The sequence below is a fragment of the Streptomyces cucumeris genome (genome assembly GCF_024295805.1).
GTDB lineage: Bacteria > Actinomycetota > Actinomycetes > Streptomycetales > Streptomycetaceae > Streptomyces > Streptomyces cucumeris.
The window spans coordinates 18,849-43,376 of sequence record NZ_JANCLX010000011.1; the positions used below are offsets into that span (position 1 = coordinate 18,849).

The 24,528-nt window shown below is 72.8% G+C and carries 20 protein-coding genes; 9 read left to right on the forward strand and 11 right to left on the reverse strand.

All coding sequences use genetic code 11. The annotated features are described in order from the left end of the window. Window positions 1–155 precede the first annotated feature (155 nt). The gene (locus NMK44_RS18240) at window positions 156–1,073 is read right to left on the reverse strand and encodes a hypothetical protein (RefSeq protein ID WP_254744321.1); all 918 of its coding nucleotides are present in this window, start codon (window positions 1,071–1,073) and stop codon (window positions 156–158) included. Between the two features lie 320 nt (window positions 1,074–1,393). On the opposite strand from NMK44_RS18240, the gene NMK44_RS18245 reads away from it, so the two are divergent. Together NMK44_RS18245 and NMK44_RS18250 are read left to right on the forward strand one after the other, a co-directional pair. Continuing rightward, window positions 1,394–2,581, forward strand: coding sequence for a lactate 2-monooxygenase (locus NMK44_RS18245; protein WP_254744323.1), 1,188 nt, complete (start codon window positions 1,394–1,396; stop codon window positions 2,579–2,581). A 139-nt stretch (window positions 2,582–2,720) separates the two neighbouring features. After that, window positions 2,721–3,068, forward strand: coding sequence for an SH3 domain-containing protein (locus tag NMK44_RS18250; RefSeq protein WP_254744325.1), 348 nt, complete (start codon window positions 2,721–2,723; stop codon window positions 3,066–3,068). Between the two features lie 72 nt (window positions 3,069–3,140). On the opposite strand, the gene NMK44_RS18255 is transcribed toward NMK44_RS18250, so the two are convergent. The 3 genes from NMK44_RS18255 to NMK44_RS18265 form a co-directional block, all read right to left on the reverse strand. Continuing rightward, window positions 3,141–4,793, reverse strand: a complete 1,653-nt coding sequence (locus NMK44_RS18255; RefSeq protein WP_254744327.1) for a transporter — start codon at window positions 4,791–4,793, stop codon at window positions 3,141–3,143. Beyond that, the gene (locus tag NMK44_RS18260) at window positions 4,790–5,593 is read right to left on the reverse strand and encodes an ABC transporter ATP-binding protein (RefSeq protein ID WP_254744329.1); all 804 of its coding nucleotides are present in this window, start codon (window positions 5,591–5,593) and stop codon (window positions 4,790–4,792) included. The genes NMK44_RS18255 and NMK44_RS18260 overlap by 4 nt, the downstream gene beginning before the upstream one ends. Before the next feature lie 98 nt (window positions 5,594–5,691). Beyond that, a complete protein-coding gene (locus NMK44_RS18265; protein ID WP_254744331.1) occupies window positions 5,692–6,348 on the reverse strand; it encodes a bifunctional DNA primase/polymerase in 657 nt (218 codons plus the stop codon). Between the two features lie 395 nt (window positions 6,349–6,743). On the opposite strand from NMK44_RS18265, the gene NMK44_RS18270 reads away from it, so the two are divergent. Both NMK44_RS18270 and NMK44_RS18275 read left to right on the forward strand, forming a co-directional pair. Further along, window positions 6,744–8,135 (forward strand): NsdA family TPR-like regulatory protein, encoded by a 1,392-nt coding sequence (locus NMK44_RS18270; protein ID WP_254744333.1) that lies wholly within the window; start codon window positions 6,744–6,746, stop codon window positions 8,133–8,135. A 317-nt stretch (window positions 8,136–8,452) separates the two neighbouring features. Further along, the gene (locus tag NMK44_RS18275; RefSeq protein ID WP_254744335.1) at window positions 8,453–10,198 is read left to right on the forward strand and encodes a hypothetical protein; all 1,746 of its coding nucleotides are present in this window, start codon (window positions 8,453–8,455) and stop codon (window positions 10,196–10,198) included. 78 nt (window positions 10,199–10,276) lie between these two features. Here NMK44_RS18275 and NMK44_RS18280 read toward each other — a convergent pair whose 3' ends face one another. Further along, a complete protein-coding gene (locus tag NMK44_RS18280) occupies window positions 10,277–11,578 on the reverse strand; it encodes an ABC transporter substrate-binding protein (RefSeq protein WP_254744337.1) in 1,302 nt (433 codons plus the stop codon). A 117-nt stretch (window positions 11,579–11,695) separates the two neighbouring features. On the opposite strand from NMK44_RS18280, the gene NMK44_RS18285 reads away from it, so the two are divergent. Then, window positions 11,696–12,196, forward strand: coding sequence for an SCO4402 family protein (locus NMK44_RS18285; RefSeq protein ID WP_254744339.1), 501 nt, complete (start codon window positions 11,696–11,698; stop codon window positions 12,194–12,196). A gap of 32 nt (window positions 12,197–12,228) precedes the next feature. Further along, window positions 12,229–13,095 (forward strand): formyltetrahydrofolate deformylase, encoded by an 867-nt coding sequence (gene purU, locus NMK44_RS18290; protein WP_254744341.1) that lies wholly within the window; start codon window positions 12,229–12,231, stop codon window positions 13,093–13,095. A 21-nt stretch (window positions 13,096–13,116) separates the two neighbouring features. On the opposite strand, the gene NMK44_RS18295 is transcribed toward purU, so the two are convergent. Beyond that, window positions 13,117–14,688 carry a maleylpyruvate isomerase N-terminal domain-containing protein gene (locus NMK44_RS18295; RefSeq protein WP_374215292.1) on the reverse strand — a complete coding sequence of 524 codons (1,572 nt, stop codon included), beginning with the start codon at window positions 14,686–14,688 and terminating at the stop codon, window positions 13,117–13,119. Further along, complete coding sequence (locus NMK44_RS18300) at window positions 14,685–15,263, reverse strand: sigma-70 family RNA polymerase sigma factor (protein ID WP_254744343.1); 579 nt, start codon at window positions 15,261–15,263, stop codon at window positions 14,685–14,687. The genes NMK44_RS18295 and NMK44_RS18300 overlap by 4 nt, the downstream gene beginning before the upstream one ends. Before the next feature lie 313 nt (window positions 15,264–15,576). Between NMK44_RS18300 and NMK44_RS18305 the strand changes: the two genes are divergently transcribed. After that, window positions 15,577–15,954 carry an STAS domain-containing protein gene (locus tag NMK44_RS18305; RefSeq protein WP_254744640.1) on the forward strand — a complete coding sequence of 126 codons (378 nt, stop codon included), beginning with the start codon at window positions 15,577–15,579 and terminating at the stop codon, window positions 15,952–15,954. Between the two features lie 47 nt (window positions 15,955–16,001). Here NMK44_RS18305 and NMK44_RS18310 read toward each other — a convergent pair whose 3' ends face one another. From NMK44_RS18310 to NMK44_RS18320, 3 genes are all read right to left on the reverse strand, one after another. Next, window positions 16,002–17,186, reverse strand: coding sequence for a sensor histidine kinase (locus tag NMK44_RS18310; RefSeq protein ID WP_254744642.1), 1,185 nt, complete (start codon window positions 17,184–17,186; stop codon window positions 16,002–16,004). Between the two features lie 44 nt (window positions 17,187–17,230). Further along, the gene (locus NMK44_RS18315) at window positions 17,231–17,899 is read right to left on the reverse strand and encodes a response regulator (protein WP_254744345.1); all 669 of its coding nucleotides are present in this window, start codon (window positions 17,897–17,899) and stop codon (window positions 17,231–17,233) included. Window positions 17,900–18,487: 588 nt separating this feature from the next. After that, a complete protein-coding gene (locus tag NMK44_RS18320; RefSeq protein ID WP_254744347.1) occupies window positions 18,488–19,930 on the reverse strand; it encodes a helix-turn-helix domain-containing protein in 1,443 nt (480 codons plus the stop codon). Between the two features lie 65 nt (window positions 19,931–19,995). Between NMK44_RS18320 and NMK44_RS18325 the strand changes: the two genes are divergently transcribed. Continuing rightward, window positions 19,996–21,351: an alpha/beta fold hydrolase gene (locus NMK44_RS18325; protein WP_254744349.1), complete on the forward strand. Its 1,356-nt coding sequence runs from the start codon at window positions 19,996–19,998 to the stop codon at window positions 21,349–21,351. A 178-nt stretch (window positions 21,352–21,529) separates the two neighbouring features. Next, window positions 21,530–22,882 (forward strand): M64 family metallopeptidase, encoded by a 1,353-nt coding sequence (locus tag NMK44_RS18330; RefSeq protein WP_254744351.1) that lies wholly within the window; start codon window positions 21,530–21,532, stop codon window positions 22,880–22,882. Between the two features lie 354 nt (window positions 22,883–23,236). On the opposite strand, the gene NMK44_RS18335 is transcribed toward NMK44_RS18330, so the two are convergent. Continuing rightward, window positions 23,237–24,415 carry a winged helix DNA-binding domain-containing protein gene (locus tag NMK44_RS18335; RefSeq protein ID WP_254744353.1) on the reverse strand — a complete coding sequence of 393 codons (1,179 nt, stop codon included), beginning with the start codon at window positions 24,413–24,415 and terminating at the stop codon, window positions 23,237–23,239. Between the last annotated feature and the right edge of the window lie 113 nt (window positions 24,416–24,528).

Genomic DNA, 24,528 nt, shown 5'->3' on the forward strand with positions numbered 1-24,528 from the left:
TCCCAGCGGTAGCTGGGGGCGGCTCGCAAGGCGGAGGATCGCCCTCGTACTGGGCGTACTCGGGCGAGTCCGACAACGCAGTGAGGTGCCGTGCCAGGCGTCGGGAGCAGGGCGGCCCCTTTGAAGACGGGCCCTAGGAGCGCCGCGGGGATGTGTCAGTCGTCGATGAGCGCGCGGAGCTGCGGGGAGAGCTCCGGGATCACCGAGCCCGCGGCCTGCGCGGTCTTCAGCGCGCGGACATAGGCGCGGGCCTGTTCCCGCAGCGCGTCCTTGTGCCTGCCCTGTGCGGCGCCGGTCGTCCAGACCCAGACCGCCAGCGCGGTGCAGATCCCGAGGCCCAGCACCCCCGGCAGCAGGGAGTCGAGTTCGGTGGCCGCCCACAGCATGGCGCCGCCGCCCGCGAAGAGCAGCAGCCAGCCGGTCTCGTCATGCCAGCCGCCCTGGTCCGCGACGCGCTCGTACTCGGCGATCGCGCGCGGCTTCTCGGGCACCTGCGGGAGCTGTTCGTCCGTGGCTGCCGCGGGTGCCGCCGCCGGGGCGGGGGCGGTCTCGTAGTGGGGCAGCGGGGCCCTCGGCCGGCTGCCGTCCCGGTCCTGGCCGATCAGCCAGCCCGGTACGTGCGCCACCGGTACGCCGTGGGCGGTGGCGGCGGCCAGCACCAGGCGGTAGCCCGCCAGCCGGGGGTGGCGCAACTGCCGCATATGGGCACGGTAGGTGGACACGACCAGGGCCGTGCCGGCCACCACCAGCAGCACTGCGGCGCCCAGTGAGATCGCGTCCCTGGCCGAGCGCCCCGAGTACGGGTCCGACGCCACCAGATAGGTGGGGTGGGCCTGGATGAAGAGCGGCCAGAGGAGCCCCACGAGCATGAGCAGGATGCCGGTCACACCCCTGGTCCGCCCGGTGCGGGCGAGCCGTCGCCGGTGCTCGGTGAACAGGGCGCGGACGGCGTCGTCGTCGAGGTAGTCCATCCCGTGCCGGGCGCCGATCCGCCGTACCGCGCTCTCCAGCCGGGGGTCCGAGACCAGACCGCTCCGGGTGATCGGCAGCAGTCCGCGCGGCCGGTCCGTCATGAGTGCTTCCCGTGGAACGGACCGCCGACGATTCCGTTCCGTATCGCCTTGGTGAACGACAAGTGATCTCCCCATATGTGGAACTGTCGCCATCACGCGCCCATTTCGGATCTCCCGTGGCGTGATCGCGTAAGGAGATCCTAGGGGTAGCCCTAGATACCGTGTCGACCGGTCGATTCTGTTCCGCTCAGTCGCCGTGGCCCGAACGGGACCGATTTCCTGAATGGTTGGGAAGTTCGGAATCCGGTATTCGGCGGGGCGGCCGGGGAAGTCATGGCGTCAGGAATGCGCAACGGTGAATCGGATGCGGGAGGACCAGCATGATCGGCGGCGGGAACACGGAGCCGGAACCGGGCAAGGACTGGGCGGCGTTCCAGTACGAGATCTATCTCAACGGGATGACCGGCGCGGTGCCCCGGCTGCCCGCCGACCCCTCCCGGCTGGAGGAGGTGGCGGCGGCGCGGCTGGGTCCCGGACCGGTCGGCTATGTGGCGGGGAGCGCGGGCAGCGGTTCCACCGAGCGGGCCAACCGGGCTGCCCTGGACCGCCATCGGATCGTGCCGCGGATGCTGCGTGACACCAGTCGGCGGGATGTGTCGGTGGAGTTGCTGGGCACCCGGCTGGCCGCGCCGCTCGCCCTCGCGCCCATCGGGGTGCTGTCGATCATGCACCCGGACGCGGAGCCCGCCGCGGCCCGCGCGGCGGCCGCGCAGGGGGTGCCATTCGTGCTGTCCTCGGCGTCCAGTACGCCGATGGAGCAGGTCGCCGAGGCGATGGGGGACGGCGAACGCTGGTTCCAGCTCTACTGGGGCAAGGACCGCGAGGTCACCGAGAGCTTTCTGCGGCGGGCCGAGGCGTCGGGGTTCACGGCGCTGTTCGTCACCCTGGACACCCCGATGCTGGCGTGGCGGCCGCGCGATCTGGACCAGGCGTATCTGCCGTTCCTGCGGGGGGTCGGCACCGCCAACTACTTCACCGATCCCGCCTTTCAGGCAGGGCTGGCCAAACCGGTGCACGAGGACCCGGACGCGGCGGTGCTGCACTTCGTGCAGATGTTCGGCGACCCCGGGAAGACCTGGGACGACCTGGCCTTCCTGCGGGAGCGCTGGAAGGGGCCGATCGTGCTCAAGGGGATCCTGCACCCCGATGACGCCCGCCGCGCGGCCGACGCGGGGATGGACGGGGTGGTCGTCTCCAACCACGGCGGCCGTCAGGTGGCCGGGTCGATCGGGGCGGCCGAGGCGCTCCCGGGGGTGGCCGACGCGGTGGGTGACCGGCTCCCGGTGCTGTTCGACAGCGGGATCCGCACCGGGGACGACGTCTTCAAGGCACTGGCACTCGGCGCCCGCGCGGTACTGCTGGGGCGGCCCTACGCGTACGGGCTGGGGCTGGACGGACAGGCGGGTGTGGAGCATGTGATCCGGTCCGTACTGGGGGAGTTCGAGCTGACGCTCGCGCTCTCCGGTCACACCCGCGCCGCCGGGCTGACCAGGGACGCGCTCGTCTGACATTCCCTCATATTCATCCGGCTATTCCGGAATTCAACCTATCCGGATTCGTCCCGCCTTACCGGGTGCCGGGGTGCCGGATTGGCTGGTGCTAAGCTCTCGGGAGCGCAATGAATTACTGATCATGGGGGGAGATTGCGTGAAGATCAAGCGTAAAGCCTCAATGGTCGTGCTCTCGGCCGCGCTGGTGTTGGGCGGTTCGGTGGCCTTGGCTCCCACCGCGTCGGCCGTCGGCACGTCCGCCTGCCGGTTCAATTCGCCGGATGTCACTTTCACGGTGGACACCAGTGGTGCCCGATTCCGCGCCGGACCCGGTAAGGGTCACCGTGCGATAGGGACGCTTTACCGAGGCGATTCCTTCCGGTACTTCTGCCGCACCCGGGTCTTCGCCAAGAGCTGGTCCTACGGGAAGCTCACGAAGCGGACCACCTCGGGACTGCACGCCGGGACCCGCGGCTGGGTCTACAGCAAGTACCTCGACTACTAGTCACCACCGCTCGTGACGTTCCGCCGGCTGAGGCGGTGTCCCAGGACACCGCCTCAGATCGTGCTCCGAGCCTCAGCCCTTGCTCACGGCCGCCAGGATCTCCGGCAGCCGCGCCAGCGTCCGCGGTGCGCCCAGCCGCAGCCCGGCCTCCGCGATCAGCAGGCCATAGACCGCGCCCACCGGCAGGACCAGCCACAGCAGTTCATGCGCACCGCTGAGGTGCAGCCAGATCGTCATGCCCAGCACCGGTGCGGTGAGCGCCGCCCCGACGATCATCCCGCCGAAGATGCTGATCCAGGCGAGCCCCGCCTGCCCCGGCGCCACGTTCTTGTAGCCGCTGTCCTGGGGGATGGAGTACGGGAACTGCGCCGAGGCCACCGCGCCGGCCGCCACCAGCGCGCCGACCAGCGCCAGACCCAGTCCCAGCGTTTCGGCTGCGGCGTCCCACCGGTTCATCACCGCGGCGGCGATGCCCACAGCGAGGGTGACGTACGGCAGAGCGACCAGCCCGATGGCCATCGCCCGCCCCTTCAGCTCCAGATAGGCGTCCCGCCGTGAGGAGATGGTCTGCGACACCATCCAGAACGCCGAGGAGTCCTGCCCGAACTGGTTGAACATCACCATGCCCAGCAGACCGGGGGCCCAGCAGGCGGAGTAGATGGAGCCGGCGCCTTGGAGGGAGGTGACGACGGGCACCAGCAGCCCGACCGCCAGCGAGGTCACCCAACTGGCCTTGCTCTTGGGGTTGCGCACGGCGTAGCGGAAGGTCTGGAGCAGCACCACACCGGTGCGGCCCGCGGGCAGCAGCCGCCCCAGGGGACCGCCCGTGTCCCGTCCGCCGGACGCCCGCCCGGGGGCGTCCGCCTGGAGCGTGGAGGCGTCCGGGGCGGTCATGAGCTGCGTCAGCCCCCGCTGCCACCACCACAGCAGCAGCACCAGTGTGACGGCGGTCAGCGCGAACTGGGCGGCGGCGGCGCCGTACGCGCCCTCGCTCACCCCCTGGACGGCGTCGACGGCCGCGGCGGGCGGCACCCAGCGCAGCACATCGGCCGCGGGTTCCAGGACCGCAAGCCCGTTCTCGCCGGAGAGCCGCTGCCAGCCGAGGTTCACGAACTGGAGGCCGATGGCCACGAACAGCCCGCTCAGCAGCGCGAGATCGCGGCCCTTACGGCTGGTGAGCAGGCGGATGTTGGCGGTGGCGACGGCGCGGGCCAGCGCCACGCACACCAGCAGGTCCAATGCCACGGCCGCGACACCCGCCACCGCGGCGGCCGCCCCGTGGGCGAGGGCCACGGCCGAACCCGCCGCCAGGGTGAGGGTGAACAGCGGACCGATGCCGACGAGGGAGGACACCAGCAGCGCGCCGACCAGCGGCCGCGGCCGCAGCGGCAGCATCACCAGCCGGGTCGGGTCCAGAGTCTCGTCACCGCCGGGGAAGAACAGCGGCGCCACGGCCCAGCCCAGGGCGAGCAGCGCGGTGAGCACGGTGACGAGGGCGGCGGCGTGGTCATGACCGCGCAGCATGATCAGACCGAGCAGTTGCAGCGCGGCGAAGAGCAAGGTGAAGACGATCGAGGTGACATAGGCCGCGCGGCGGCCCGAGGACTGCCGCAGCCCGTTGCGCAGCAGCGACAGCTTCAGCGCGACGAGGACCGGGGTGGGCGATCCGGTCGGGGTGGCCGGGGGCGCCGGGGCGGTGGTGCCCAGCGGATCGGTGACCGTCATCGGGCACCGCCGCCGAGCCAGTCGAGGTCCTGGCCCGCCCCCCGCTGCTGGGCGCCGACCAGCTCCAGGAAGGCGTTCTGGAGGGAGGGGGCGTCCCCGCGCACCTCGGCCAGCGGGCCGTGCGCCCGGATCCGGCCGGTCGCCATCACCGCGACCCAGTCGCACAGCGATTCCACCAGCTCCATCACATGGCTGGAGAAGACCACGGTGGCGCCGGAGCGGGTGTAGCGCTCCAGCACCCCGCGGATGGTCTGCGCGGAGACCGGGTCGACGCCTTCGAAGGGCTCGTCGAGGAAGAGGACTTCCGGGTTGTGGAGGAGTGCTGCGGCCAGGCCGATCTTCTTCCGCATACCGGTGGAGTAGTCGATCACCAGCTTGTTCTGGGCGCCCGCCAGGTCCAGGACGTCCAGAAGCTGGGTGGCGCGCTTGTCGACCTCCTCACCGGGCAGACCGCGCAGCCGCCCGGTGTAGGCGAGCAGTTCGCGGCCGGACAGCCGCTCGAAGAGCCGCAGCCCTTCGGGCAGCACCCCGATCCGGGCCTTGACCTCGGCCGGGTCCCGCCAGACGTCATGTCCGGCGACCTCGACGGTGCCGGAGTCGGGCCGCAACAGGCCGGTGATCATGGAGAGGGTGGTGGTCTTGCCCGCGCCGTTGGGGCCGACCAGGCCGATGAACTGGCCCGCGGGCAGCTCCAGATCGATGCCGTGGACCGCGATCTGCTCGCCGTAGCGCTTCCACAGCCCACTCACCCGTACCGCGGCCGCACCGCTCTGGCGCTGCCGAGTCACTTCCTCCGGCACCGGATTCACCCCGTCTTCCCACGTCATCCCTGCGGGGGCGGGTCATGCCCCCGTGCCCGGACACATTACGCGGGGGAGGCCGGAGCGGAACCGGTCCGTCAGCGGCCCTCCCGCCGTCCGTCCCGGCCGCAGGCGTACGCGAGGGAATTCACCAGCTCCTCGGCGTCGGGGAGCCAGCGGTTGGCGGCGGTGGGGCGGCGGGCCCACTGGACCGGGCCGTACCGGCCGACCCGGGTCGGGGGCGCGAGCACATAGTCCCCTTCGCCGCGGGCCACCAGGTCGAGCGCGCCCGTCGGCCGGCCGAGGCCGCGCAGCAGCCCGGGGAGCTTCGCGGCGCCGCCGGGCAGGACGAAGAAGAGCATCCGGCGGGTGGCGGTGGAGGTGACCGGGCCGAGTTCGACGTTCCGCCGCTCCATCCGGGCCAGCGCCAGACAGCCCGCCGACTCCGGTACGTCGAGAGCGTCGAAGGTGCGTCCGGTGGGCAGCAGGATCGAGGCGTGCGGGCGCGCGGTCCACATCCGGCGGACCACGACCGGGCTGCCGGTCGCCTGGTCGCCCCAGTCGCGGCCGACCGGATGGGCGCCGGGGGACGGACAGCCGGGGTCCGCGCAGGAGCAGCGTTCCGCACCGGCCACCGGCTCCAGCCAGGTGCCGGCGAGCACGTCCCAGTGCCGCTCCTCGGCGTAGCGCACGGCGGTGTCGGCCAGCCGCTCCCCGCGCTGCCGGGGGATCTGCGAGGTTCCTGAAACGTCCATGATCTCGTCCACGCACAGGACAACTTCCGGGGTCAGCAAGGGTTACGGCCGGGTACCCGGGCGAGCGGGACGGCCGGGAGCGGGGGGTGCGCGACGACGTCACGCGGGGCGCATGGGTGCATGGCCGGGGGCGCGTATGGGGTCGCGGGACTGTGAGCGGGTAGCCACCATGCGTGACGGGCGTCCGGGACTCCGGCAGCCGTGCCGCGTCGTCCGGGGTGGATACCGCCCCGGCCTCGTGTCGGCCCCGCACGCGAACGATACGGCGATGTTGGTCAATACGGGCAAGGTCCGCATTCACCATCATTCGCCGTATATCCGCGATATCTGCGGGGCATTGATCCACAGGGACGGGCAAGAGCCGAGAACGCACAGCAGTCACAGGGGGTAAAGCCATGGCCGCTAGGCCGCTTGTGGCGCGACAGCCGAACGAACGGCTGCAAGCGCTCATCCAGGAAGCCGCGTGCTCCAATGCCGGCTTGGCGCGCAGGGTCAATATGTGCGGCGCCGAGCACGGTCTCGATCTGCGCTACGACAAGACCTCGGTCGCCCGCTGGCTGCGCGGACAGCAGCCCAGGGGACGCGCCCCGGGGATCATCGCCGAGGCCCTCGGCCGCAAGCTGGGCCGCACCGTCACGATCGACGAGATCGGGATGGCCAACGGCAAGAACCTGGCGTCGGGCGTCGGGCTGCAGTTCTCGCCCACCGTCATCGGCGCCATAGAGCAGGTCTGCGAGTTGTGGCGCAGCGACGTCGGCCGCCGTGACTTCCTGAGCGGTTCCACGGTCGCCGCCTCCGCGCTGGTCGAGCCCAGCCGTGACTGGCTGATCACCGGTGCCGATGTGCAGGTCGCGCGGACGGCCGGGGCCCGGGTGGGCCGCGCGGATGTGGCGGCGGTGCGCGCCACCACCGACGCGCTCGTCGAACTGGACCACCGCTACGGCAGCGGGCATGTGCGCCCCGTGGTCGTCCACTATCTGAACAGCGTGGTCTCCGGGTTGCTCGCCGGCTCCTACCGCGAGGCGGTCGGCCGCGAACTGTTCGGGGCGGTCTCCCGGTTGACCGAGCTGGCCGGGTACATGGCCGTCGACACCGGCCAGGCCGGGCTCGCCCAGCGCTACTACATCCAGGCGCTGCGGCTGGCCCAGGCGGCCGGGGACCGCGGTTACGGCGGCTATGTGCTCGCCGCGAGCATGAGCCACCTCGCCGCCCAGCTCGGAAACCCCCGGGAGATCGCCCAGTTGGCGAAGGCCGCGCAGGAGGGATCGCGCGGCCAGGTGCCGCCGCGCGCCGAGTCGATGTTCCTGGCCGCCGAGGCCCGCGGCCACGCCCTGCTGGGCGACGCCCGGTCCAGCCAGACCGCGGCCGGGCGGGCGCTGGACGCCATGGAGCGGGCCGACGGCAGCGGTGGCGAGACCGGTGACGACCCGGTGTGGATCCAGCACTTCGACCGTGCCTACCTGGCCGATGAGCTGGCCCACTGCCATCGCGACCTGGGGCAGGCCGAGTCGGCCCGGCGGCGCGCCGAAGAGGCCCTGGAGGCCCATCCGGAGGGGAGGGTGCGGCGCCGGGCGATCGGGCTGATGCTGCTGGCCACCGCGCATGTGCAGGAGCGCGAGGTGGAGCAGGCGTGCCAGATCGGCACCCAGGCGGTGGATCTGCTGGGCACCCTGCGGTCCAGCCGTGGCACCGACTATCTGGAGGACTTCCAGCAGCGGTTGGAGCCCTACCGGGACGAACCGGTGGTGCGGGAGTTCGGAGCGCGCCTGGAGGTGCACGCCGCCTGACTCGTCCCCCGTCCCCGTCCCTCCGTCGCGGGGACGGGGGACGTAGCGGTGTGTGAGCCGTACATCTGTCGGGGTTTGTTGGGGGTTTGTGACATTCGCCGTCCCGTCGCAGGTCGCGCCCGGTCCGGCGGCCGCCGGTGGCCGCCGGTGGCCACCGCGCCGGGCCGTTCTGCGTTTTCCCTGGTCACAGCGGTGTGACGACGATCGCGGTGACCAGTCTCTCCCTCTCCGCGCGGTCCGGCGGGCTACGGACCCATCGGCGAACCGGTAGCGTGACCCGACGATTGCGTAAGTTCCGCATAGCCCAAGGAGTCCCGGTGACGCAGAGCGGACAGGGGAACGAGCCGCACTTGCCTGCGGTCCCGCCCGCCCAGCCCACGCAACCCGTGCGCGAGGGCGTCGTGCTGCCTGCCCAGGGTGACCAGTGGCCCTCGGACCAGCAGCACCAGGCGGCCCCGGCGGGCGGCCAGGCATGGGGTCAGCCCTGGGGGCCGCAGGGTGCCCAGAGCCCGTCGCCCGGCACGGACCCGCTGCCGCCGGAGGGCGGTTCCTACGGTCAGGCCGCGCCGCTGCCGCCGCAGGGGCAGCCGTACGGGCAGCAGCAGGGCTGGGGCGCGGCCCCCGCCCAGGGGCAGCCGCAGGGCCCGTTCCCGACGCAGGGACAGCCGGCGCAGGGACAGCCGCATCAGGGACATCTGCCGCATCAGGGACAGTTCCCTCAGGGGCAGGGACAGTTCTCTCAGGCACAGGCGTACCAGGGACAGCTTCCGCCGGAGGGATCCGCGCAGCCGTTCCCGGACGCCGCCGACGAGACGCAGCTCCTGCCGCCGCAGCCCGCCGCCTCCGACGCCGAGGCGACCGCCTATCTGCCCCCCGTCACCGGCTCGGGACCGGCGCCCGGCGCCCCCGGCCCGATACCCGGCGGCCGTGGTCCGATACCCGGCGTGCCGCCGCAGGCACAGCCGCACCAGGACACCCCCACCACCCTGATTCCCAAGGCCACCGGCGGCGCACCGCTGCCGCCCGAGGCTCCCAAGGCCGAATCGCCCGCCGAGTCCACCACCCAGCTTCGCGCGGTACGCCCCACCCGGGGCGCGCACCGCGGCGGCCCGGCGGCACAGCCCATGCCCGCGGCGCAGCCGCCGGTGCACGCCGCCGAGGAGACCCAGGTGCTCCCGGGGCCGGTGTCGGCGGACGAGCCGCCGCGTACCGGTGCCTCCCCCTACTCCATCCGTCCGGGCCGCCCCGGGGACCGGCCGCCGCCCGCCGAGTTCGACGGTCTGTTCCGCTCCGACGGCGGTGCGGCGGGCATGGACGCGCCCGACGAGACCCAGCAGCTTCCGCAGTTCGGCGCGCACGGTCCGGCCGTCCCGCCCTCCGGCGGGGAGCCGGACGGCGGTGGCCGTCACGGCGGTGGCGGTGGCCGCCGCCGGATGTCGCCCGCCGTGCTGATCGGCATCGTGGTGGCGGGCTGCACCATCGCCGGACTCGCCGCCGGTGCCGCGATCAGCGCGGGCGGCGATGACGACGACAAGAAGGACAAGGACACCACCCTCAACAGCGCCTCCCCGGGCGCCGAGGACGACAAGCCGACCAAGGCCGCCGATCCCGCGCAGCCGCAGGCGAAGGCGCTGGACCTGCTGCTCGCCGACAGCAACAACAGCCGGGCGGCGGTGATCAGGGCCGTGGGCAACATCAAGTCCTGCAAGAACCTGTCCACGGCCGCTTCGGATCTGCGGACCGCGGCGGGTCAGCGCAACAACCTGGTGACCCGGCTGGACAAGCTCTCGGTGGACAAGCTGCCCAACCACACGCAGCTCACCGCCGCGCTCACCAGGGCGTGGAAGTCTTCGGCCACGGCCGACAACCAGTACGCGGCCTGGGCCGACCAGGTCGCGGGCAAGAAGGGCTGCCACAAGGGCAAGGCCCGCAACTCCCCGCACGTGGGGGCGGCCGAGCGGGCCAGCGGTCAGGCGACCGCGGCCAAGCGGAAGGCGGCCGGGCTGTGGAACCCGATCGCCTCGAAGTACGGGCTCACCCGGCACGACGCCACCCAGCTCTGATCCGTACGTCGTGAGAAGGGGCGGGGCCGGGCGGCCCCGCCCCTTCCGCGTGCCGGGGCCCTCCGGCCGTGCCGGGGTTCAGCCCGTCGGGTGGTAACGCTCCATCGTCCTGCCCACGTCGACGAAGCCCTTGCGCACCGCGACCAGCCGTCCGTCCCGCACCACCTGGTAGGTCACGTCCGCGTTCACGATCCGCGGGTAGTTGGGCACGTTGAGGGTGTCGCCGTAGCCCCAGCGCAGGGGCGGGGTGAGTCCGCCGGTGCCGACCTCGTGGCCGTGGTCCAGCGCCTTGCGCACCGTACGGGCGGTGACCCGGCCGCCGTCCAGCGACTCCAGCACCGAGCGCAGCACCGTGTAGCCGATCCAGGTGGTCTGGGTGCCGGGGTCGGCCGGGTCGATCCGGTTGTCGTCGAAGGCGTACTTGCTGATCACCTCGTTCATCCGGGCCCAGCGCCGGTCGTCCGCGGCCGGGTACCAGCCGGTGGCGTAGGCGCCCTCCAGGGCGCTGTCGCCGCCGCCGGTGCTGTCGACGAGGGACTGCCGCACACTGCCGAGGACCGAGGCGATACGGACCTTGGGGTGGTCCTCCTGCACCCGCCGGAAGGAGTCGAAGAAGGTGCCGGTGCGGTTGCCCAGGGCCGCGGTGACGCAGGAGCCGTCCAGCTCCGTCTGTCCGGTGGTGTCCGGCACGGCGGCGCCCACCCCTTCCAGGGCGCCGCGGGCTTGCCGGGTGTAGTCGCCCGCGCCCTCGGGGGCGCGCACATCGTGGGCCGGGCGGCGCTCCCCCGCGCGGAGGCCGGTGTCGAGCAGCTCGGGCAGTTCGTCGCCCGCGATGGTGTCCGGGCGGACGAGGGAGACCCGCCGGCAGACGGAGGCGAGCTGACGGCCGTTGCCCACCAGCAGGGCGGCCTGACCGCCGTTGACGGGATAGGAGTACGGACTCTCGAACTCCTCCTGGGTGAGTCCGTAGCCGCCTATGTAGGGGATGCCCGCGACCTCCAGCGGGGAGATGAACGAACGGCCGTGCTGGCTGTACGAGCCGACGACCGCGACCGCCTTCTCCTCCTCGGCGCGCTGGGCGCAGCGGGCCGCCTGGATCGCGTCGTTGCGCTCGTTGCAGGTGACGATCCGCAGGGTGCGGCCGTTGATCCCGCCGGAGTCGTTGACCCAGCGGGCGTAGGCCTTCGCCATGGCGGGCATACCCGGCATATTGGTCGCCTTGGTGCCCTCGGGTGCCCAGGTCATCACGGTGATGGAGTCGCTGTCGGCCCCCTCCGCCAGGGTGCCGCACCCGGCGAGCAGTGGTACCCCGAGCGCCGTGCACAGCGCCGCCACCGCGGCTTTGAAGGGACGGGAGAACGGGCGTCGCCGGACGGTCATGGTGATCGAGAATGTCCGTTCGGGCGGAACTCCACCGCTATGACACCCCAATCAGGGGTGGCCGGAGGATGAACAGCGGGGGGCGGCTCGTCCGTGGATGTGAAGAACGTACGATCGATGACTGTGCAAGGTTCGGAGAAGTCTTCCCGTCGCGGCCGTCGCTCGACCACCATGGGCGGCATGCCTGTCAACGACATGCCGTGGTGGCGCTGGCGCAGCAATGTGCGCTCCGCGCTGCACATGCTCGCCGATCCGGTCTTCCAGCGGGAGTGCTGGCTGGCCGGCCAGGATGGATACGGAGATGTCACCGACGCCGTGTACCGGCTCGTCGAGGACACCTGGCTGGACAGCTGGTCCGCCGAGAAGTACGTCGGGACGATCTTCCGCGACTCGCAGGAGGCGGCGCTGGTCGACGTCGCCGTGCTGCGGGTGCTGAGGATCATGCACCAGGTGGGTGCCGACGCTCCGGTCTCCGCCTATCTGGACCACCATGCGTGGCCGGAGGCGGTGCGGGCGGCCCGGGAGGCCCATGTGCGGCTCGCCGGGAACGACGGTGAGGATCCGGATGTGCCGCCGCGGACGCTCGAAGTGCTGGCGATCATGACGCGGGCGGTCTGAGGATCTTCCCGGGTGTGCGACGCTATGGAGTCATGAGCGAGTCGCACTCCCCCGATCAGTACATCCTGACGCTGTCCTGCCCGGACAAGCAGGGCATCGTGCACGCGGTGTCCAGCTTCCTGTTCATGACCGGGTGCAACATCGAGGACAGCCAGCAGTTCGGGGACCGCGACACGGGCCTGTTCTTCATGCGCGTGCACTTCAGCGCGGACGCGCCGGTGCGGGTGGAGGATCTGCGGGCCAGCTTCGCGGCGGTCGGCGAGTCGTTCCGGATGGACTGGCAGATCCACCGCGCGGACCAGAAGATGCGCATCCTGCTCATGGTCAGCAAGTTCGGGCACTGTCTGAACGACCTGCTGTTCCGGTCGCGGATCGGGGCGCTGCCGGTGGAGATCGCCGGGGTGGTCTCCAACCACACCGACTTCCAGGAGCTGGTGGGCTCCTACGGGATCCCGTTCCACCACATCCCGGTCACCCGGGACACCAAGGCGCAGGCGGAAGCCGACCTGCTGGAGCTGGTGCGCGCCGAGCGGGTGGAGCTGGTGGTGCTGGCCCGCTATATGCAGGTGCTCTCGGACGACCTGTGCAAGCAGCTCTCGGGCCGGATCATCAACATCCACCACTCCTTCCTGCCGAGTTTCAAGGGCGCGAAGCCGTACCACCAGGCGCATGCGCGCGGGGTGAAGCTGATCGGCGCCACCGCGCACTATGTGACCGCGGACCTGGACGAGGGCCCGATCATCGAGCAGGAGGTCGAGCGGGTGGGCCATGAGCTCACCCCGGACCAGCTCGTGGCGGTCGGCCGGGACGTGGAGTGCCAGGCGCTGGCGCGTGCCGTGAAGTGGCACAGCGAGCGGCGGGTGCTGCTGAACGGCCACCGTACGGTCGTCTTCGACTAGAGCCTGAAGGACCCGCTTCGCTCAGAGGCGGGACAGCGAGGCCGTCGCGTAGAGGACGTCCCGGATGGCCTCGATATCACCGGACTGGCCCGCGGCGGCCTCGGCGGGCGGTACGTGGCCCGCGGCGAGCTGGTAGAACGCCTCGCCGTCCAGGGCGATATGCGCCACCTCCTCCTCGGGCGAGGCCAGCGCGGCCGGGGAGTCCAGCGGGATGTACCAGTCGCCGCCGCCGACGCCCTCGACCTCCAGGTGGAGGGTGCGGCCCGGGGAGCCCGCCGCGACCAGCCGCCGGGGCGGGGCGGCGAGCCCGGCGCGGCGGCGCTCGGCCAGGGTGCCCGGGAGCAGCCGGGCGCACAGGTCGATCATGGCCTTGAGGTGGGCGGAGGCCGGGGGTTCATACGGGTAGTCGACGGCCTCGGCGATGTCCCCGGCGTGCACCCAGCACTCGAAGGCGCGGTCCAGGAAGGCATCCCGCAGGGGGAGTGCGAAATCGCCGTAGGGCACGTCCAGGTCGGACACCCCGCGTCCGGCGAACGACACCGTGCGGACCAGGGTGTGGCCCTGCTCCCGCCACAACTCCCGGATGTTCGGCCGTGGCTCGGTGCCGGACGCGGGCGCGGGCCCGGTCCGCCAGTACGCCTCGGTGCGCTCCGAGGGTGAACCGGGCGCCGTGGTGCCGAGCGGATCGGGGAGGCCGAGCGAGGCGGCGATCAGGCCGTCCACCACCATCAGATGGCCGATCACCCCTTCGACGGTGGTGTCCCGGCCGGTGAGCCGCTCCCCGTCGAACCACTTGAGCCGTACCGGCGCCCGCCACTCCGCCTCGCCCATGTCACGCAGCAGCGCGTCCAGCCGGGCGGCCTCGGCGTCGTACGCGGCGGCCCAGGAGGGCACCGGGATCCGGGCCGGGCGGCGGCCCAGACAGCCCGCGAGCACCCGGGAGCGCAGCAGGGGGTCGAGGTCGAGGCTGTGCTCGGAGTGCAGCAGCCCGACGGCCTCGCGCAGCCGCAGCGCTTCCTCGGCGCAGGAGTTGCAGTCGTTGAGGTGGTCCTCGACGGCGGCCGTCTCCTCCTGGGAGCAGGCGGTCAGCGCCCAGGCGCCCAGCAGGGAGCGGAGCAGATCGTGCGAGGGCGGCCGGGGCATCGGGGCGGACCCGGCCGTGGACCCGGCCGTGGGGCCGGGCTCCGCCGCGGCTTCCGGTTCCGGTTCCGGTTCGGCTTCCGGTTCGGGCGCGGTGCCGGGACCGGGTCCTGGCCCGGGACCGGCGACGGTGGACGGGGGTGCCATGGGGTCGCGGCCGGGCCGCCGCGGCGCGGGGATCCCGGCGTCCAGGGCGCCCGGCCAGTGTCCGCAGTCCTCGGCGGCCGCGCGGGGCGGGGGTATCCGGGGCGGGCCGAACGGTTCAGGAGGGATACCGGTCTCATCGCCCCGGCCGGGGCCGCCTCTTCCGCCGCCCGGATCATCGGCGTGACCCTCGTCACTCCGGTCGCGGGGGCGGCCGCCGCCGTTACGGCCCGCACCGGGGCGGTTGCCGAACGCGTCGTCCCCGAACGCGTCCTCGCCGTGCGGCTCCGGGCCGCCCGCCCCGCTCACAGCGCTCGTCCGTATCCGGGCGGCGGGACGGCGCGCGGGGACTGGACATAGGCGGTGGACAGCAGTTGGAGCCCCAGCCGCAGACGGCGCCGCGCCTCGTCCTCGGTCACCCCGAGCGCGGCCGCGGCCTGCCGGTAGTCGCGGCGGTCGAAGTAGGCCAGTTCCAGGGCGGCGCGCAGCGGGGCGGGCATGGAGGTGACGATGTAGTCGGCGCGGGCGGCGACCGACGCGTCGCGGATCCGCTCCTCCAGGTCCTCGGTGGTCAGCTCATCCTCCTCGGCCGTGGCGGTGTGCGACTGCCGCAGCCGCCGCACCGCCTGGCGGTGGGTGAGCGTGGCGACCCAGGAGCGCATCGAACCCTGCTTGGGGTCATAGGCGTCCGGGTGCTCCCAGATATAGCCGAAGACCTCACGGGTGACGCGGTCGGCCGCCTCCTCGTCCTCCAGGACGCGATGGGCGAGATTATGGACAAGTGAGGCAAAGCGGTCATACAACTCACCGAGTGCGGCCGCTTCGCCGCGCGCGAGCCGCTGCTGCATCCTGCGGTCCCAGCGGGGCGGTGCGTCGTTCGGCATACGGCCCCCATCCCTGAGTCGTCCGGCCGGGTGTCCGGCCACTGTGCCCGCGTTCCTACTCGAATGTAGTGCCGGGGGCTGACGTGACGCGCGTCCATGGGGCAAAGTGCCGCGCGAGCAGGCTGCACATGGTATTGACCCCCTCACTTTGCGCAGGATTGACGAGACGAAACGCTTCGCCGGGGCATAGGGTCAATCCCTACGGCGTGTGCCACGGGGAGTTTCACGCGGCGGAAGGGCGGGCAGCCGCCCGGGAACAGCAAATTCCGGTTAGCGGCGAGCGAAGGGCTTCGGGCGCGTGACGTTGAAGGTGATGGAGGACCGCCGGGGGGAGTGGGTCGTACTCCAGGTCTCCGGCGAAATGGACCTGGTGACCTCGCCCGCGGTCCGGCAGCACGTCCACGACGCGGTCGCCGAGGGCCGCCACTGGCTGGTCCTGGACCTCTCGGAGGTCCGGTTCTGCGACTCCAGCGGCGTCGGTGTGCTCATCGCGGCGCGCCGGCTGATGCGGTCCTGTTCCGGCCGGCTGCGGCTGATCCTGCCGCCCCAGGGGGCCGCCCACGGTTCCCATGTCCACCGGGTGCTCGCGGCACTCGGCGTGCGGCGGCTGTTCGACGTCTACCCCGACCTCGACGCGGCCACCGAGCCGGACGAGGACGACGAGGACGCGGTCGACTCCCTCTCGGCCTGACCAGTCCCTCCGCGTCCGCCAACGGCCCGCGGCCGGGCCGCCCGCCGTTACGAACGGGCCGCCCGGGGTGGTGTCTTGGGGAAGTCCGCCCGTACGACGAACCCCCCGTCGTCCGTCGGGCCCGCCTTCAGCGTTCCGCCCAGCAACTGGGCCCGTTCCCGCAGGCCGACCAGGCCGTGGCCGCCGCCGGGCAGACCGGGCGACGCGGCCGACGCGTCCGGCGGCCCGTTGCGCACCTCGACGCGCAGCAACTCCCGTGCCGCGTCCAGATCCCTGACCCGTACCGTCACCCGCGCACCCGGCGCATGCTTGCGCACATTGGTCAGCGCCTCTTGCACGATCCGGAAGGCGGCGCGCTCCACCGCCTCCGCGGTACGCCCCTCGTCGTCCTCCGGGGCCTCCGCGGTGTCCGCCTCGTAGGCGACGTCCAGCGCGCTCAGTTCGATCAGCCGGGGCAGATCCGCCAGCCGGGGCTGTGGGGTCAGGTCCTCCAGGTCGCCCCCGGCGGCGCGCAGGATCCCGACCATATGGCGCAGTTCGTCCAGGGTGCGGACGGACAGTTCGCGGATGGTCCGCGCACCCTCCCGCGCCTTGGCGTCCTCGGCGCTGATCTGCACCGCCCCCGCCTGGAGGCTGATGAGACTGACCTGGTGGGCCACGACATCGTGCATCTCGCGGGCCAGCCGGGCCCGTTCGGTGCTCAGCACCTGCTCGGCGATCAGCTCGTCCGCGTGGCGGCGGCTGCGGGTGAGGTCGTCTATCCGGGCGGCGAGTTCGCTGCGGGTGCGCACCAGCAGCCCCAGCGCGATGGGACCGACGGAGGTCACACAGGCGTCGATCAGGACCAGGGTGTTGTCCCGGTAGGCGGTGGGCTCGAAGTCGGAGACCGGCCACGGGATGAAGTGCGCGGCGGCCAGCAGCAGCGCCAGGAAGCCCAGCAGTCTGCGGTCCGGGCGGCGCCGGGCCACCGTGTAGAGGGCGATCATCGGCGCGAACCAGATGTAGCCGATGAGGATCCCCGGCAGGGTGACCAGGAAGACCAGCGCCGGGAGGCGGCGGCGCAGCAGCAGGGCCCCCGCGGCCACCAGGGAGACGTTGAGCTCCAGACCGAAGGTGACGCCGTTGACGAGCAGCGCGTCGGCCACCGCCAGGACGAGCGGGATCAGCAGTGAGCCCCAGCGGGCGGCCCAGCGCGGCAGCCGCTTCCGCGGTGCCCGGGCCGGGGGCTGCATGTCCTCGAAGAGCGGGCTGGGGGAGGGACGGAGGGAGGAGACAGTCATCGGGTCCCGCCTATCGGTGGGCGGCCGGCGATGAGTCCGGCGCGGTCGGCGACGATGGCCGCCTGGACACGGTTGAGACCGCCCAGCTTGCCGAGCACCGCCCGGACGTGGTCCTTGACGGTGCTGGCGGCCAGCCCCATCCGCTCGGCGATCTGGGGGTTGGCGAGGCCCTCGCCGAGGAGGGCGAGCACCTCGCGTTCGCGCGGGGTGAGGGCCTCGATCGCCTCGGCGGCGGTGACTTCGGCCTCGGCGGCGAGGAAGCCGCCGATCACGGCGCGGGTGACACCGGGGTCCAGGACACTGCCGCCCTGGGCGAGTGTCCGCACGGCGCGGACCAGTTGTTCCGGATCGGTGTCCTTCAGGAGGAAGCCCGCCGCTCCGGCGCGCAGCGCGGCAGCGAGGTACTCCTGGACGTCGAAGGTCGTCAGCATGGCGACGGCGGGGGAGCGGGGTGCGGCCCGCAACTGTCTCAGTACGGTCAGCCCGTCGGCGTCCGGCATCCGGATGTCGAGGAGGACGACGTCGGCTCCGCTGCGCAGCACGGTGTCGACCGCCCCGGCCCCGGAGCTGTCGGCGACCACGTCGATGTCCGGGGCCGTGCCCAGGATCAGCCGCAGACCGGAACGCACGAGCGCCTCGTCATCCACTACAGCAACACGGATCACCGGCCGCTCCCTCTCCTCAGCTGTCATGCCCATTGCCCGGACAGCCTGCCGTATGCCCGCGGGAAAATGGAGCGTTTCACTCCGCCCAATTGGGGGAGGCACCCCCTCCGGTTGGCGGGGGTGACAGGAGACCAGCGGTGGATGCCGGTCCGGCCGCCCACCGGGCAGAGTGGACCACATGCTGCACCACCCCGCGGGGTCGACCCAGACCCCAGCCCCGTCACCGCGCCGCAGGGCCTCTCGGCGCGCAGTGACTGCCGCGGATCTGACCGGTCCCGGCAAGGGTCAATCAGCGGGGCGCTGCCGCGCTCAGGCCGCCGCGACCCCCACACGCGGCGGCCTGCCCAACTCTTGACCGCCCGCCGCGCCGTGTGCGCAGACCCAGCGCTGACCGGCCCCCCGCGGGGGGAGGGACCGGCCTCCGCCCGGCAACGCCGGGGTCGGACACCACGGACGGCGGGCGCGTCACCCCGTTGACATGCCGGTCCGCGCGCACGTCCGGGTGCGCTTCCGTCTACTGCCTGACCGCCGTGCATCGTGCTGTTCCTCCGGCTGTTGCTCCCGGCTTTGGTCTTACTGACGCCCGTGTCACACGGGCGGTTCGGCAGGAGCCGGACCCAATGTGGTGGTGCCCGGCGCCGCCCGGTGGCCCAGCCCCGTGCGGTACGCGTCCATCGCGGCCTCCAGCCGTCCCTCGCGCCGCAGCAGATCGCCGAGCAGCCGGCACAGATCGGCCAGGTCCCCGGCCGCGCCCGTGCGTTCCAGCAGCGACAGCGCCGCGCAGTAGTGCTCCTCGGCGGTGTCCGCGTCACCCCGCTCGTCGGCTATCAGTCCCAGCAGCCGGTGGGCGCCGCCCGCGTGCACCGCGCCGCGCTCGGCGGTGAGCCCGGCCCCCTCCGTCCCGGCGGGGACCTCCCCCCGCGCCTCGGCGGGGACTTCTCCGTCCGCCTCGGCGGAACGGGTCAGCAGCGGCAGCAGCAGGGCCTCCGCCTCGGCGGTGCGGCCCCGGCGGCGCAGGACGTCCGCCAGTTCCACCTCCACCTGCACGGTGAACAGCGCGGCCCGTTTGGATGCCAGCATGTCGCGCGCCGTGCGCAGCTCGCGCTCGGCCCGCTCCAGATTGCCGTCCTGGGCGTGCACATAGCCGCGCATCCAGTGGCAGTGGGCCAGGTCGGTGTGGATCCGAAGCTGTTCGTAGAGCTCCTGGGCCTTGGCGAGCGAGGCGTCGGCCTCCGCGGTGCGGCCCTCGGCGATCAGGGTGCGGGCCACGCCGCGGTGCATCCGGGCCACCAGACCGGGGTCGTCCACCTGGGGGGCCAGCGCCAGCGCCAGTTCGGCGGCGCGCATCGCCCGGCCGTGCGCGCCCATGTCCATGTACGGGCCGATGGCCGCGGTGTAGAGCAGCAGCAGGGCGCCCGGGTCGTGCAGTCCGGAGGCGTTCAGCTCGTCGAGGGCGCTCTCCAGCAGATAGCAGGAGTAGCGCAGCTCGCCCGCCAGCAGATGGGCCACCGCCCGCCCGCGGATCGCCGGGACCCGGCGCGGCAGCGGCTCCTCGGCCAGCAGCCGTTCCACCGCCTCGAAGTGATCACGCGCAGTGCTCAGTTCGCCGGTCTCCAGCGCGCAGTCGCCCAGCCCGAGCTGGGCCGCCGCCCGCTCCTCGGCGAAGCCGAGCCGCTCCGCCTCGGTGTGCAGGTCCAGGAAGAGCGCGGCCGCGTCCTCGGCGGCCCCGGTGGCCAGCGCCCGCCGGGCGTCGGTCAGTCCGGCCCGCAGCCGGGTGGCGTCCCGCGGTGAACGCCCGGTGGTCAGTTCCTCGTAGGTCACCCCGAGCCGTCCGGCGAGATGGCGCAGCGCGGCCTCGGAGGGGCGGACCCTGCCCGCTTCGAGGGTGGAGACATAGGCGGCGGTGTAGGCGGGCTCGGCGAGCTGGCGCTGGGTGAACCCGCGCTCGGTGCGCAGCCGCAGCACCCGGCGACCGATCTCCCCGGTCGCGTCCGCCGTGGTCCGCCCGTCTCCGGCGCTTCTCTCGGACACGTGCCCTCTTCTCCCCGGCGGTAGCTTAATCGCCGAGCTAAGTCCATTTACGTGAGGATTAAAAGATGCTTGAGGCGAGGAAAACGGCTCCCGCCCGTCCGGGTACTGAGACGACCACCGTCCGGCAGCCCGGACTGCTCCTCACCGACCACCACTTCGACGTACCGCTCGACCATACGGCGCCCGACGGCGAGCGGATCAGGGTTTTCGGCCGGGAGGTCGTCGCCGCGGACCGTGCGGGCGCCGGCCGGGAGGGGCTCCCCTGGCTGCTCTACCTGGAGGGCGGGCCCGGCTTCGGGGCGCCCCGGCCGGTCGGCCGCGCCGGCTGGCTGGACCGGGCGCTGGACGAGTACCGCGTCCTGCTGCTCGACCAGCGCGGCACCGGCCGTTCCACCCCGGCCACCCGGCAGACCCTCCCGCTGCGCGGCACCCCCGAGCAGCAGGCCGACTACCTGGCCCACTTCCGCGCCGACGCGATCGTGCGGGACTGCGAGCTGATCCGCGCGCGGCTCACCGGCGGCCGCCCCTGGACCGTGCTCGGGCAGAGCTACGGCGGCTTCTGCGCGGTCAGCTACCTCTCCCACGCCCCCGAGGGGCTGGACACCGTCCTGATAGCCGGCGGGCTTCCCTCGCTGGAGGCCGACGCCGACGCGGTCTACCGCGTCGCGTATCCGCGGATGGAACGCAAGTCCCTCGCCCACTACGCCCGCTACCCCGGCGACGCGGAGACCGTCCGCGCCGTGGTCCGGCACCTGGCCGCACACGAGGAGGTGCTGCCGGACGGCACCCGGCTCACCCCGGCCGCGTTCCAGCAGCTCGGCATCCTGCTCGGCGGCGGTGACGGTGCGCATCTCCTCCACCACCTGCTGGAGGAGCCGTTCGCGCCGACCCCCGACGGGCCCCGGCTGGCCGACGGGTTCCGCGAGCAGGTGGCCGCCGTCCTCTCCCGCGCCGCCAGCCCCCTCTACGCGCTGCTGCACGAGTCCATCTACGCCCAGGACGGCCGCGCCACCGACTGGTCGGCGCACCGGATCCGCGAGGAGTTCCCGGGCTTCGACGCGGAGGCGGCGGCCGCGGCCGGCGGTCCGGTGCCGCTCACCGCCGAGACCGTCCACCCCTGGATGCTGGACACCCACGCGGCGCTGCGCCCGCTGGCCGGGACCGCCGGACTCCTGGCCGCGCGCACCGGCTGGGGCCCGCTGTACGACGCGGAGCGGCTGGCCCGCAACACCGTGCCGGTGGCCGCCGTCGTCTACCACGACGACCTGTACGTGGACACCGCGCACGCGCTCACCACCGCCCGCGCCATCCGGGGCCTGCGCACCTGGGTGACGGACGAGTTCGAGCACGACGGGCTGCGGACCGGGGGCCGCGGGGTGCTGGACCGGCTGCTGCGGCTGGCCCGCGACGAAGCGGTGTGAGTCCGCCCCGCGTCTGACGGAGGGGGACCGGTGGCCCCGGGGAGTGTGGCGGACGCCATGTCAGATTTCCCCGGGACTTGTCGCGTTCTTATTGCCCGATACGGGTGCGCCCCGTAGGTTGAGCCGCAAATTAACCCTGCTTAATCGGCCGCTTATGGGATGGATTCCGGGAGCCACCGTGCGACGACACATACGCCGACGCGTCCCCTTCCGCATCGCGGCCACCACCGGGGGCATCGCCCTGGCCGCGGCGCTCACCGCGACCGCGACCGCGACCCCCGGCGGAAGCGGCGGCTCCGGTGACACTCCGTCAGCCGCTCCGGCCGGGGGCACCCATGAGGTCGAGTACTTCAGCCGTCCCGGCGCCCACCCCCGGCACACCGAGGTCCCGGCCGCGACGCCCGAGCGCCTGACCCGCGCGGACCGTTCGCTGTCCGCCGCCGAGAAGGCGGACGACGGCGATGTCGGCTCGGTCATCAGGAAGGGACCGGTCGGGGACAAGGTGGACGTCGTCTTCATCGGCGACGGGTACACCGCCTCCCAGCAGGAGGACTTCCACACCGATCTGCGCGCCAAGTGGCAGGAGATGTCCGCGGTCGAGCCGTACGCCTCCTACCGGGACCTGTTCAACGTCTGGTCCGTGGACGCCGTCTCCAACCAGTCGGGCGTCTCCGGCGACCCCGGCAAGGACGTCGTCAAGGACACCGCCCTCGACTCGTACTTCTGGTGCGACGACCTCGAGCGGCTGCTGTGCGTCGACACCGACAAGGTCGAGTCCTACGCGGCCAAGGCCCCGCAGGCCGATCTGGTGGTCGTGCTCTCCAACTCGGCCAAGTACGGCGGCGCGGGCTACACCGTCACCTCACAGGTCGGCTACGACGGCGTCGCCACCGCCTCGTCCGACCACGCCGACTCCGACCAGGTCGCCGTCCACGAGACCGGCCACTCGCTCGGCAAACTCGCCGACGAGTACGTCTATCCGGACAACGGCACCTATACCGGCGCCGAGCCCGAGGAGGCCAACGCCTCCACGCTGAGCGCGGACCAGATGGCCGACCAGCGGACCAAGTGGTACCGCTGGCTGGGCCGGACCTCTCCGGACGGCGGCACGGTCGGTGCCTACGAGGGCGGGCGCTACTACCCCAAGGGCATCAACCGCCCCACGGAGAACTCCATCATGCGCACCCTGGGCCGGGAGTTCAGCCTGCCCGGCCGGGAGGCGATGATCGCGGGCTTCTACCGGCACGCGAGCGTGATCAGCAGCCCGACGCCCACCGACGAACCGGTCGGGCGCAAGACCACGCTGACGGTGCACATCCCCAAGAAGGCGTCCCTGAAGTGGTACGTGGACGGTGACGAGGTGCGCTCCGCGCGCGGCAGGAAGTCCATCACTCCCGCGTCCCTAGGTGTCCGCACCGACGGTAAGTCCCACAAGGTGAAGGCCAAGGCGACCGACACCACCGCCGCGGTGAAGGACCCCGCGCTGCGGAAGCTGCTGAAGGACTCGCGCACCTGGAAGGTCGCCCGCTAGCGGCCCGACGCCACGCGGCGCGCCACGTCCGGCGCGCCCACCCGAACCGCCGCCCCGTGGACCCCCGCCGCGGGGCGGCTCGGCGTGCGCGCCCCGGACCGGTGTCCGGCCGGTTCTCCTCTGCGGTTCCCGTCTGCGTCTGCTGCGTCTGCTGCGTCTCGGTGTCTCTGCGTCGATGCGGGGCGGCCGCGGTCCGCCCCTTTGAACATCGGCACGTCCCAGGTTTCCGCACGCCGGGGTCACGCTCAATCGCCCGTGGGGACGGGCTGCCGGTCAGGTGTTCCGGTGGCGCGTCGATCATCGGACAACGCGCCGGTCCCGGAGCGAGCCCGGGAGAGGGCTCGCGCGGGCCGCTCAGCGCGCCAGTTCCCGCTCCAGTTTCGTGGGGAAACGCGTGGTGATCCGGGTCTCCCCCAGCCAGCCGCTCAGCCGCGCCGCCTCCGCCTCCAGCGCCGACCGCGCCTCCCGCCCCTCGTCCGCGAAGAGCCGCCACACCACCTCGCCGTCCGCGCGCTGCGTCCAGGCGCCCACGATCCGGCCGTTCCACCACACCGTGGGGCCGATGTTGCCGGTGCCGTCGAAGAGCAGGGGCACCCGCTCCGGGTCCAGATACCAGTCACGCTGCCGCCAGCCCATGGCCGTCGGATCCAGGCTCGGCAGCAGCGCGGCCCACGGTTCGCACCCGGCCACCGGCTCCTCGTCCCCTTCGGCCACGAACCCCGGGCCCTCCGCCAGCTCCACCGGTACCGCCGCGACATCGGCCAGCGCCCGCCGGGTGTCGGTGACCGTCCACCCCGTCCACCACTTCAGATCGGCCTCGGTGGCGGGGCCGAACGCCCGCAGCCAGCGCCCCGCGAGCTCCGCCTTCGCCGCGCGCTCCGGCACCTCGGGCAGCGGCCGGGCCGGGGCCCACGGGAAGGTGTTGCTGTTCCAGGTGGCGCGCGGACGGCAGCGGCGCACCCGCCCGTCGGCCGCGAGCAGCCGCACCAGTCTGCTGCCGACGCTCTGCCGTGCCTCGTACCGCTTCCCCGGCGACATCAGGATCGTCTCGCGCAGCGCGGGCACGGCCGCGGACAGTTCGGCGGTGGTGGCCTCGCCACGGGCCGCGAGCGCCGCCAGCGCCTCCCGCTCGGCCGCCGCCAGCCGCTCCTCGTCCCAGCCCTCCGCGCGTTCCCGCAGGTGCTTGAGGAGCGTGGCACGCTCCCGGACCGCGATGGCCCGCCCGGCGCCCGCGTACACGGTGGGGGCCAGGCCGGCCGGCACCACGAACATGGTGCGGCGCATACAGAGCATCCGCTCCAGCGTGCGGTCCTCGTACAGCGCCCGGTCGAGCTCCGCCGCGCGCGGTTCGCGCAGCCGCGCGCACGCCGACAGATAGACGGTGGCGGGGTCGGTGGCGTGCAGGGCCACCAGCGCGCCGGTGACCTCCTCGACGGTGGCCGCGCGGGTGGACGGCGCCAGCAGATGGCGCCGCCCGAGCCGGGCGCGGCGCTGTGCGGCGGAGATACGGAGCGTGGGGCGGGCATCGGTCATACGGCCGACGGTAGAGCGCGTACCGGACATCTCCTGTCAGGTATGGCGACGGATGCCACCGGCCGGACGGCGGCCGTGGCCGCGCCCGAAGATCCCCTCCGGACGTGAGGCAA